Below are 11305 nucleotides of genomic sequence, written 5' to 3' on the forward strand. Positions count from 1 at the left end.
ACTGGGAAATCAGTTCCTAAAGGTATCCAACCATTTTGATCTAACAATTGTTTGTAGGCATACGCACCTTTTACTCGTTCTTTTCCTAAACGATCTGCCGCCCAATACATATCTGAAGTTGCGTGTGTAGGTTGCACAGAAGGCACAACGCTAGCACTTCCAAATAAATTAAAATCGCTTTGCGCCACAACTTGTGCATGTTCTATTCGCCATCGCTTATCATTTTTTCCGCCTAAAACCTGGTTATATATTTTTAAGATGGTGCGATTAGCCGAATCGCCAATGGCATGTGTACACATTTGAAAACCATGTTCGTTAATTTTTTTGGCTACTTCTTCAAAATGTTTACTATCGCTTAACAGAAAACCAGATTTGGTTGGCATATCGGTATATGGATGTAATAAACAGGCCCCACGAGAACCTAAAGCACCATCAGCATATACTTTAAACGAACGAACATTTAGTCGATCTGTTTTTATTTTTCCGCGTTTAAATAAGTAATCGTAGTTTTTTTCAGCATCCGAAAGCATCACATACATACGCATTTTTAACGATTTGTTGTTGTGCATTTTCTCTATAAACTCTACGGCATCAAAATTTAAACCGCAATCATCAATAGTAGTTAAGCCTACAGCGAAGCAGTTTTTTTGCGCATCTAATAAAATTTTTGTTGCTTTTTTCTCATCTGGAGGTGGAATTTTATTTGAAACTAATTCTACTGCATTATCAACAAGTAGACCAGTTAACTTTCCATCTTTCTCTACAATATCGCCTCCAGTAAGTGTAAATGATTTAGTGATACCCGCTGCATTTAAAGCGCTTTGATTAGCAATAGATGCATGCCCATCAATTCTTTCTAATAAAACCGGTCTGTTCGGAAACAATTCATCCAATTTTTCTTTACTCGGAAATTGTTTGTTTTGCCAATCATTTTGATCCCAACCCCTGCCCGTTAACCAACCATCAGGATGCGCCTTCGCAAATTCTGTAATACGTTTTAATACATCTTCCCAACTCGTTGTTCCTGTTAAATCGGCACTTTGTAGGCTTTCGCCATACCCAAAAAAGTGAGCATGTGCATCAATAAAACCTGGATAAATTGCTTTTCCATTTGCATCTACTTCTTCCGTTGCGCCATATTGTTTACGAATATCAGCATTGCTGCCAACGGCTAAAATTTTGCCATCCTTAACAGCCATTGCTTCTGCTGTATCAAACTTATTGTTAACAGTGTAAATTTTTGCATTATAGATTAGTAAATCTGCTTTTGGTTTGCTGCATCCAAATAAAATTAGAAGAAGAGCAAATAAAGGGAGTATTCGTTTCATGTTTTAAAGATATAAAATCAGTTTGCAGTTTTCAATTAGCTGTTAATAATAATACATTCATATCTTGTACAGATGATAAACGATTAAGCAATTTGACAATTAAACAATCAATTTTTGTAACCTAGATTAGCCTTATTTTCGCTAAATTAGCAGCCTTACTCGAGAATATAGATGTCTGATATTATACAACTTTTACCCGATAGTGTTGCCAATCAAATTGCAGCAGGAGAGGTGGTGCAAAGACCTGCATCAGCGGTAAAAGAATTACTAGAAAACGCCATTGATGCAGGAGCGGATAAAATACAATTGATTGTTAAAGATGCTGGAAAAACCTTAATTCAAGTTATAGATAACGGTTGCGGCATGACAATTACCGATGCCAGAATGTGCTTTGAGCGTCATGCAACTTCTAAAGTTCGCAAAGCGGAAGATTTGTTTGCCATTCGTACGATGGGATTTAGAGGGGAAGCGATGGCGTCAATTGCTGCGATTGCACAAGTAGAAATGAAAACTAAACGTCATGAAGACGAGTTGGGTACATTGATACAAATTGAGGGGGCTTCTTTTATTAAGCAAGAACCTGTTGCTACTGCAAATGGCACGAGCATTTCAATAAAAAATTTATTTTACAACACACCTGCTCGACGAAATTTTTTAAAGAGTAATCCAGCAGAAATGCGCCATATTATAGATGAATTTCAACGTGTTGCACTGGCAAAACCGCACATCGCTTTTAGTTTGCACCATGATGGGTTAGAAGTTTATCGCTTGCCGGCATCTGCTATGAAACAACGTATTGTGCATTTATTTGGCAATAATTACAATGAGCGATTAATTCCAGTAGAAGAAGAAACGACCATAATTAATCTAAAAGGATTTATTGGGAAACCAGAATTTGCCAAGAAAACTAGAGGCGAACAGTTCTTTTTTGTGAACGATCGTTTTATAAAGGATGCGTATTTAAATCATGCAGTAAATAAAGCATATCAAGAATTATTATCTGATGATAATTTCCCGTTGTATGTTTTGTTTATTGATATTGATCCGGCAAAAATTGATGTAAATGTTCATCCAACTAAAACAGAAATTAAATATTTGGATGAAAAATCAATTTATGCCATTATTCATTCGGCAGTAAAAAGATCTTTAGGTCGATTTAACATTAGCCCAACTATAGATTTTAATCAAGAAACTGGGTTTAGCAACATGATTAGTCATAAAGCACCAGAAGATATTGTGCCACCAAGTATTGCTTTTAATCCAGATTTTAACCCTTTTGGTGCTACAAAAACTAAAGAAGCTCCTTCTTTTAGAAACGAGAGCCATGCAAGTATGGCTCCGAGTAAGAATTGGGGTTCTTTGTATGAAATAAGTAATCATCAGGTTCCAGAGCAAGTTTCTATAGATTTAGGACATCACAAAGATGATCAATTTGAGCCGGTACAAAAGCAATTTATGCAGATACATCATCGTTATATTGTTTCCCAAATAAAATCGGGAGTAATGATTATCGATCAACAAGCTGCGCACGAACGAATTTTATACGAACGATTTTTACTGCATTTGGATGATAGAAAGGGGGCATCGCAGCAAAGCTTATTTCCTCAAACTGTTACGTTAAGCCCTAATGATTATGAATTAGCCAAAAGTTTGCTAGACGATATTAAAAGTTTTGGTTTCGAAGTACGAGAGTTTGGCAAAAATACTTTGGTAATTGAAGGTATTCCTGTCGATTTAGGAAGTGCAAACATCAATGAAACTCAATTGTTTGAACATTTAATAGAAGGGTTTAAAAACTCACAACAAGAGCTTAAATTAGATAGACGAGATGCATTAGCCAGAAGTATGGCAAAAAATAGTGCAATAAAAGGGGGGACAGCTTTAAGTCAGCAAGAAATGAATACGCTTATTGAAGAACTTTTTGCTTGTAAAACACCTAATTTTAGCATAAGTGGAAAACCAGTTATACAAACTATTGCATTAACAGAAATCGCTCAGAAATTTGATAAATAAATATGAATAACATACATATACCACCAGTTGTAAAGAATTTGCTAATTATCAATGTGATTTTCTTTGTTGCAAGTTGGGTTTTCAAACAACAAGGAATTGATTTAGCAGAAATTTTAGGTGCTCATTATTTTGATTCCCCAAAGTTTGGAATTTGGCAGCCGATTACCTACATGTTTATGCATGCCGATATCACACATATATTTTTCAATATGTTTGGTCTTTTCATGTTTGGTGGAATTTTAGAAAGTCGTTGGGGGACAAAGCGATTTATTAATTTTTATTTAATTACAGGTTTGGGCGCTTTAGCTTTACAATGGGGCGTTCAAGCTTTTGAGCTATATCAAGTAACAGGCTCGGTAATTAACCATGGAAATTTACCATTAGATTTATTAGCGATGGATCGCTACAATCCACAGCTTTTTTCTGAGGCAGATTCTGTAAAAATTGCTTCAATTTATTTTGGAACTATGGTAGGTGCTTCTGGTGCAGTATTTGGAATAATGACAGCTTTTGCCATGCTGTATCCAAATGTAGAATTGTACTTAATGTTTATACCTATTCCTGTTAAAGCGAAATACTTTATTCCGGTTTATATTGTTATAGAATTGTTTTTAGGTGTCGCACGAATTCAGGGAGATTCAATTGCACACTTTGCACATTTAGGTGGAGCTTTAATTGGATTTATTTTAGTAAAACTTTGGAAAGATAAAAACACATATTACGATTATGAATAGCAATTTGTGGGACGATTTTAAACTAAAATTTTTTAAATCTGGGAATCCGGTTTTTCTTTACCTAGGTATTAATATCCTTATTTTTATACTAGTATCATTAACTTCGGTAGTTGTTTTTTTTGCTGGTTATCGAGGATTAATTAACAGTTTAATAGATGATTATCTAGCTTTTCCATCGCTTCCAAATTTATGGTTAAGCCATTTTTATACTGTTTTAACCTATCAGTTTTTCCACGCTGATTTCTTTCATATTTTATTCAATATGTTGTGGTTATATTGGATGGGACAACTGCTTTTAGATTTTATTAAACCACGCCAATTTCATTTGATATACATAGGAGGAGGAATTTTAGGTGCAATTTTTTATGCGTTAATTTTCACTATTGTTCCTGTTTTTAAAACCTCGGATAATATTCCATTAATAGGTGCTTCTGCATGTGTAATGGCTATATTTACAGCTTTAGTAACCTTAGTCCCAAATTTTAGTATTCGCTTAGTATTTGTTGGCGAAATAAAAATTAAATACCTTTTACTAATTTATATCTTGTTAGATTTAATAGGGACAACATCAACAAATGCAGGCGGAAGTTTAGCTCATTTGGGCGGTGTATTATTTGGATTTTTGTATGTTAAACTACTACAGAATGGAACAGATTTGAGTGCCATTTTTAAGAAAAAGCCAAAACTGAAAGTTGTAAGAAATAACGAACCAAAAAAACAAACAAGTAATGTAAATCAAAAGGAAATAGATGCGATATTAGATAAAATTTCTAAAAACGGATATGATAAATTAAGCAAAGGGGAAAAAGAGACTTTGTTTAAGGCAAGCAAGAATTAATGAAGAAAAGTAAATTAACCTTTTTCGATAAACTGGTCATTTTTATAGCGATACTAGTTGCTATAGGATTAGTGTGTGGAATGCTTGCGGGTAGCAACGATCCTCGTCAACATATTATTCTAGCTTTTTTCGGATTAGCCTACCCATTCTTTTTATTGGCAAACGTAATTTTACTACTGTGGTGGGTTTTACGTAAAAAATGGATTTTTTTCCTATTAACGATAATAATTATTTTTGCAGGTTGGCATTCATTAATTGCTACGTTTGGTCTTTTTGGTACTACTGGAAAAAATGAAAAGGCAGAAGCTAGTTTAGTCAGAGTGATGACTTACAATGTGCATAATTTTAAACCTTACGGTGAAGAAATAACGGAGGAAGTAAAAGAAAAAATGTTGGGAATTGTTAAAGCGCAAAACCCCGATATTATTTGTTTTCAAGAATTTTATAGCCGCTATAAAGGTCCATACGATACAGTAGATAGTTTAATGAAACTATTAAATACCAAATATTATTATTTCCAGCCAACAATGAAAAGCCGATCTGAAGCAATTGGTTTAGCTATTTTCTCTAAATATCCAATACAAAATAAAGGCGATATAGTATTTGGACCTGATGCAGGAAACGGAAGTATTTTTGTTGACTTAGATGTTAATGGCCAACCTTTGAGAGTGTATAATGTTCATTTGCAATCTATTTCATTTGGAAGTGAAGATTATTCATATTTGGAGAAGGTAACTAAGGAAATGGATGCTGAAGTGAATTCTTCTAAAAGGATTTTACGCATGTTAAAAAATGCTTTTAAAAAACGCAGCTCACAAGTTGATTTAGTGAAAGCACACATGAAAACTTGCACTACCTCATATTTAGTTGCAGGCGATTTTAATGATACACCGGCTTCTTATGCGGTGACTAAAATTACAGATTCACTTAACAACGCTTTTCTCAAACAAGGGCGTGGATTGGGGAGGACTTATAATGGTAAATTTCCTAATTTTCAAATCGATTATATTGCTACAACTAAAGATATTGAGGTTACAAATTATCACATTATTCAAGCTAAATTATCTGATCATTTCCCTTTACGGAGTGACTTGCGTTTAAAAACAACAAAACGCTAATGCTACCTTCATCTCTCTATTAATCTCTTTTTATTTACATTTGCAGTATGAAACAAGATCTTCAATTATACAATACCATTACACGAAAAAAGGAACTATTTAAACCATTAAACGCTCCACATGTTGGCATGTATGTATGTGGTCCGACAGTTTATAGCGATGTGCATTTGGGTAATTGTCGCACTTTTATTTCATTCGATTTAATTTTTAGATACTTAAAACATAGTGGCTATAAAGTTCGCTATGTTAGAAATATAACTGATGCAGGCCACTTAGAGGGAGATAGAGATGAGGGCGATGATAAATTTGCAAAAAGAGCAAAATTGGAGCAATTGGAACCAATGGAAATTGTTCAGAAATATACATTAGGTTTTCACAATGTGATGCGTGTATTTAATACTTTGTCGCCAAGTATAGAGCCAACTGCAACTGGACATATTATCGAGCAAATCGAAATGATTAAAAAAATTATCGATAATGGATATGCGTATGAAGTAGATGGAACCATATATTTTGATGTAGAAAAATACAGTCAGAAATATAACTACACCATTTTAACCAACCGCAACTTAGAAGATATGCTGGCAAACACCAGAGAATTGGGCGGGCAAGATGATAAACACGGCAGACTAGATTTTGCGCTTTGGATTAAAGCCAAGCCAGAAACATTAATGCAATGGACTTCACCGTGGGGAATGGGATTTCCAGGTTGGCATATAGAATGTTCAGCAATGAGCGCTAAATATTTAGGTCAGGAATTTGATATACACGGTGGAGGAATGGATTTAGCAGCAACACACCATACCAATGAAATTGCACAGTCAGAGGCATGTAGTCATCATCAACCTGCTAAATACTGGATGCATACTAATATGTTGACAGTAAACGGTACTCGTATGTCTAAATCGGCAGGTAATGGGTTCTTGCCTGGGGAATTATTTACTGGCAATCATCCGCTATTGCGCAAAGGATATAGCCCAATGACGGTTAAGTTTTTTATGCTACAAGCACATTATCGTAGCACACTGGACTTTTCTAATGATGCTTTGGACGCATCTGAAAAAGGTTTTAGAAGATTAATGAATGCAGTTAGCTTATTGCCAAAACTTGTTGCAAGCGAAAATGGTGAGGTAGAAATTGATCCACTTCGTGTGAATTGCGAAAATGCAATGAACGATGATTTTAATAGCCCTGTTGTGATTGCGGAATTGTTTGAGGCTGTCCGAATTGTAAATACTGTTTATGATGGTGCTTTAAAAATTTCTTCAACAGAGTTAGATAAATTAAAGACTTTAATGCACGATTTTATCTTCGATGTTTTTGGCTTAAAAGATGAAGATACCAGCAATACAGAACTAAATGAGGTTTTAGATATGGTTATCGCCCTGAGAAAAGATGCCAAAGAAAATAAAGATTACGCAACTTCTGATATGATCCGTGTAGGCTTGCAAAATATTGGTATCCAATTAAAAGATAGCAAAGACGGAACGACTTGGAGTAAATCTTAATTATTACAAAATGATAAATAGAAAATTTTTAATCATAGCTGCACTAGCAATTTTTATTTTTCAGGCCTGTACATCTGAGAAAAAAGAAACCAAAGAAGAATCTGAACAGGTTGTAAAATTAACTTCTCCAGATTTTAATGCAGATAGCGCTTTTGCCTACACTAAAGCTCAGGTAGATTTCGGTCCACGAATTCCATCAACAGAAGCACATGCTAATTGCGCTAAATATTTGGTAAATAAATTTAAATCTTTTGGTGGAGAAGTGTTTGTGCAAGAAGCGCCTGCTAAAACGTATGATGGAAAAAACTACCGATTAAAAAATATTATCGCAGCCTTTAATCCTGAAAAAACGCAACGAGTTTTAATAACAGCCCATTGGGATGCCCGCCCTTTTTCAGATCAAGATCCTGATGCGAATATGCATGACAAACCTTTTGATGCAGCGAATGATGGTGCAAGCGGAGTGGCTGTGATGTTAGAGATGGCTCGTCAAATTCAGCAAAAACAACCTAATGTTGGCGTAGATTTTATTTTGTGGGATATTGAAGATTATGGTAAATCAAATGATGAATCGCAAAATGAAACCACATGGTGTATTGGCTCTCAATATTGGGCTAAAAATCCGCCAGTAAAAGGATACAAACCTTTATATGCTATTAATTTGGATATGGTTGGCGGTGGAAATGCACAATTTGCGCAAGATGAAATTTCTAGAAAATACGCTCCTGCAATAGTTAAAAAAGTTTGGGATATTGGAAATGAAATCGGGTACTCGGCCTATTTTATAAATGTAACTTCTGGAAGTTTAATTGACGATCATTTTTGGGTAAATCAAGCTGGAATTCCTTGCATTGATATTATTCATTATACAGACGCTGCTGGTTTTTACATGAATTGGCATACTCAATTAGATAATTTAAATAATATCGACAAAAACACATTGAAAGCAGTTGGTCAAACGGTATTAGAAACTATTTATAGAGAAAAACCATCTTCATAATGTGTAATTGTTAATTACTTTTTAGGAAGTCTTAACGTTCAAATCATATATTCGCAACACTATTTTACTTATCATGATGAAAAAGATTATTTATACAGTTTTAGTTGCAACAATTAGTGTGAGTGCATTTGCGCAAAAATCAGATGGCACCACAAAGTCTTTGGTAAATGCAGAAAAAGCATTTGCAGAAGAAGCAGTGAAAGATGGGACAAAAGCTGCTTTTAATAAATATGCAGCATCTGATGCGTTGGTTTTTAGACCAAACCCTGTAAACGCAAAAACTTTTTATGCTACTGCGCCAGATATGAAAAATTTGAACTGGGCACCAACTTTTGCAAGGGTATCTAGAAGTGGGAACTGGGGTTTTACAAGCGGAAATTACGTAGTTAACGGAGAAAAAAAAGCTTATGGGCATTATCTTTCGGTTTGGAGAGTAGAGAATGGTAACTGGAAATTCATTTTAGATTTAGGTGCAGAGACCAATAAACCTTTAAATAAATCGACAGCAAGTTTTGTAGAACCTAAAGATCATTTTATTCCAAAATACACCACAGATAAGGAATTAAAAGCAGGTAGAGAAGTTATTCTAACTACAGAAAAAACATTAAATACTACCTTAAAATCATACGGTGCAAGTGCTTTTGCAGGTTTTCTAAATAAAGACGCTCAATTGATGTTTCCAGGTACAGAAACAATTGTTGGAAAGGAAAATATCCAAGCATTTAATAACAGAATGATTGATAAAATTAGCTTGAAAACTACTTCAGCTGATAAAGCATTGGGAGGAGATCTAGCCTATACATTTGGTGTAGCTACGATAGATTATAAAACTGATTTGCGTGAGAGCTTCCATTATGTGTTTATCTGGGAACGTCAATCTGATGGAAACTGGAACATTATGAGCCAAATTTTTACCTTGGCAGAACGCTAACCTTCCTAATAGGTATCAAGATAACCAAATATAAATTTTAAGGATTTCGGTTTTGCTGAAATCCTTTTTTGTTATAGGGGCATTTAAGATGAAACCGAATAAATCATAAAATTTGGCGTTATTATTGAAGACAAATCAACCATGAAAAAAAATCTACTATTAGCTTCCTTATTAAGTATTTCTTTAAGCGGTTTAGCCCAACAAAAATTCGATGTGCAAGGTCATCGTGGTGCTAGAGGAATTATGCCTGAAAACACAATTCCTGCAATGATAAAAGGATTGCAGTTAGGTGCTACAACCTTAGAAATGGATGTCGTAATTTCCAAAGATAGACAAGCAGTAGTATCTCAAGAACCTTATTTTAATCACGAATATAGTTTAACACCGGAAGGGAAATCAATTTCACTAAAAGATGAAAAAAAGTATAACATCTTTAAAATGGATTATGAAGAGGTAAAGAAATTCGATGTAGGTAGTAAAATCCATCCTCGTTTTCCTGGGCAACAAAAAATTAAAGCCTATAAACCTTTATTAGAAGAATTATTAGATTCTGTTGAAACGTATGTGAAACTTAATAAATTAGCAAAACCAGACTATAATATCGAAACAAAACTAATTCGCAAAGGTGATGTTGAATTTCAACCAAGTCCAGAGGAATTTGTAGATATCATTATGGGAATTGTGAAAAAGAAAAAGCTTGAAAAACGAGTAATTATTCAATCCTTTGATATGCGTACGTTGCAATATCTCCATAAAAAATATCCTAAAATGCGTACTTCACTAGGCATAGATGAAAAAGAGGATTTTGAAAATAATATTAAAGATTTAGGATTTAACCCAACCATTTATAGTCCTTATTCTGTTTTAGTAGGCAAAAATTTAGTGGATAAATGCCATGCTGCTGGTGTAAAAATTATACCATGGACAGTAAACTCAATAAAAGATATTAAGTACATGATGAACCTTGGTGTAGATGGAATTATAACAGATTATCCTAATTTAATGGGACAGTTGAAATAGCTTAAAACAAATCTTTAATAATCTGTTCAATAGATAAACCTTCAGCTTCCGCTCTATAGTTACGGACAATTCTGTGTCGTAAAATAGGTTCAGCAACCGCTTGAACATCTTCAATATCTGGTGCATATTTGCCAGATACAGCAGCATGACATTTAGCGCCCAATACTAAAAACTGTGATGCACGTGGTCCAGCACCCCAAGAAACATAATTATTAATTGTTTCTGAAGCTAATGCAGTATTTGGGCGTGTTTTAGCGGCTAGTTTAACAGCATATTCTAAAACATTATCGGTAACTGGAATATTTCTAATCAGTTTCTGAAAATATTGAATTTCTTTAGCCCCAATAATTTTCTCCAACTTAACTTCTCTATTACTCGTTGTGTTTTTTACAATTGTTAACTCATCAGCAAATGCTGGATAATTTAACTGAATATTAAACATAAAACGATCTAACTGTGCCTCTGGAAGAGGATAAGTGCCTTCTTGTTCAATAGGATTTTGAGTTGCTAAAACAAAGAAAGGTTGAGGTAAAATATGTGTATGACCTGCTGCTGTAACTGCTTTTTCTTGCATGGCTTCTAATAAAGCAGCTTGCGTTTTTGGCGGAGTACGATTAATCTCATCGGCCAAAATAATATTAGAAAATATTGGGCCTTTTATAAATTTAAAGTGACGATCTTCTCCTAAAATTTCTGCTCCAATGATATCACTGGGCATTAAATCTGGTGTAAATTGTATGCGGTTAAAATCGAGGTCTAAAACATTAGCTACCGTTTGAACTAACAACGTTTTTGCCAAACCAGGTACGCCAACC

The 11305-nt window shown here is 34.4% G+C and carries 10 protein-coding genes; 8 read left to right on the plus strand and 2 right to left on the minus strand.

Annotated elements, in window-relative coordinates; all coding sequences use genetic code 11:
• Positions 1 to 1328 (minus strand): amidohydrolase (locus tag WC622_RS02805; protein ID WP_372817073.1); only part of this gene is annotated, 1328 nt, incomplete at its 3' end.
• A gap of 171 nt (positions 1329 to 1499) precedes the next feature.
• Between WC622_RS02805 and mutL the strand changes: the two genes are divergently transcribed.
• The 8 genes from mutL (at position 1500) to WC622_RS02845 (ending at position 10490) form a co-directional block, all read left to right on the plus strand.
• Positions 1500 to 3341, plus strand: coding sequence for a DNA mismatch repair endonuclease MutL (gene mutL / locus WC622_RS02810; RefSeq protein WP_372817075.1), 1842 nt, complete (start codon positions 1500 to 1502; stop codon positions 3339 to 3341).
• Positions 3342 to 3343: 2 nt separating this feature from the next.
• Complete coding sequence (locus WC622_RS02815; protein WP_372817077.1) at positions 3344 to 4075, plus strand: rhomboid family intramembrane serine protease; 732 nt, start codon at positions 3344 to 3346, stop codon at positions 4073 to 4075.
• Positions 4068 to 4913, plus strand: a complete 846-nt coding sequence (locus WC622_RS02820) for a rhomboid family intramembrane serine protease (protein WP_372817079.1) — start codon at positions 4068 to 4070, stop codon at positions 4911 to 4913. The genes WC622_RS02815 and WC622_RS02820 overlap by 8 nt, the downstream gene beginning before the upstream one ends.
• A complete protein-coding gene (locus tag WC622_RS02825; RefSeq protein WP_372817081.1) occupies positions 4913 to 6031 on the plus strand; it encodes an endonuclease/exonuclease/phosphatase family protein in 1119 nt (372 codons plus the stop codon). The genes WC622_RS02820 and WC622_RS02825 overlap by 1 nt, the downstream gene beginning before the upstream one ends.
• Before the next feature lie 47 nt (positions 6032 to 6078).
• Positions 6079 to 7539: a cysteine--tRNA ligase gene (cysS, locus tag WC622_RS02830; protein ID WP_372817083.1), complete on the plus strand. Its 1461-nt coding sequence runs from the start codon at positions 6079 to 6081 to the stop codon at positions 7537 to 7539.
• A 10-nt stretch (positions 7540 to 7549) separates the two neighbouring features.
• Positions 7550 to 8539 (plus strand): M28 family peptidase, encoded by a 990-nt coding sequence (locus WC622_RS02835; protein WP_372817085.1) that lies wholly within the window; start codon positions 7550 to 7552, stop codon positions 8537 to 8539.
• Between the two features lie 73 nt (positions 8540 to 8612).
• Positions 8613 to 9470: a nuclear transport factor 2 family protein gene (locus WC622_RS02840; RefSeq protein WP_372817087.1), complete on the plus strand. Its 858-nt coding sequence runs from the start codon at positions 8613 to 8615 to the stop codon at positions 9468 to 9470.
• Positions 9471 to 9611: 141 nt separating this feature from the next.
• Complete coding sequence (locus WC622_RS02845; protein ID WP_372817089.1) at positions 9612 to 10490, plus strand: glycerophosphodiester phosphodiesterase family protein; 879 nt, start codon at positions 9612 to 9614, stop codon at positions 10488 to 10490.
• A gap of 1 nt (position 10491) precedes the next feature.
• Here WC622_RS02845 and WC622_RS02850 read toward each other — a convergent pair.
• On the minus strand, positions 10492 to 11305 hold an 814-nt coding region (locus WC622_RS02850; protein ID WP_372817091.1), incomplete at its 5' end, for an AAA family ATPase.

This window comes from Pedobacter sp. (genome assembly GCF_041662865.1).
In the GTDB taxonomy this organism is placed as follows: Bacteria; Bacteroidota; Bacteroidia; order Sphingobacteriales; family Sphingobacteriaceae; genus Pedobacter.

Bases quoted from the DNA above. Each gene is read 5' to 3' on its own strand.
- WC622_RS02835 (WP_372817085.1), top strand. From the start codon at position 7,550: ATGATAAATAGAAAATTTTTAATCATAGCTGCACTAGCAATTTTTATT.
- WC622_RS02820 (WP_372817079.1), top strand. From the start codon at position 4,068: ATGAATAGCAATTTGTGGGACGATTTTAAACTAAAATTTTTTAAATCT.
- WC622_RS02840 (WP_372817087.1), top strand. From the start codon at position 8,613: ATGATGAAAAAGATTATTTATACAGTTTTAGTTGCAACAATTAGTGTG.
- WC622_RS02845 (WP_372817089.1), top strand. From the start codon at position 9,612: ATGAAAAAAAATCTACTATTAGCTTCCTTATTAAGTATTTCTTTAAGC.
- cysS (WP_372817083.1), top strand. From the start codon at position 6,079: ATGAAACAAGATCTTCAATTATACAATACCATTACACGAAAAAAGGAA.
- WC622_RS02825 (WP_372817081.1), top strand. From the start codon at position 4,913: ATGAAGAAAAGTAAATTAACCTTTTTCGATAAACTGGTCATTTTTATA.
- mutL (WP_372817075.1), top strand. From the start codon at position 1,500: ATGTCTGATATTATACAACTTTTACCCGATAGTGTTGCCAATCAAATT.
- WC622_RS02815 (WP_372817077.1), top strand. From the start codon at position 3,344: ATGAATAACATACATATACCACCAGTTGTAAAGAATTTGCTAATTATC.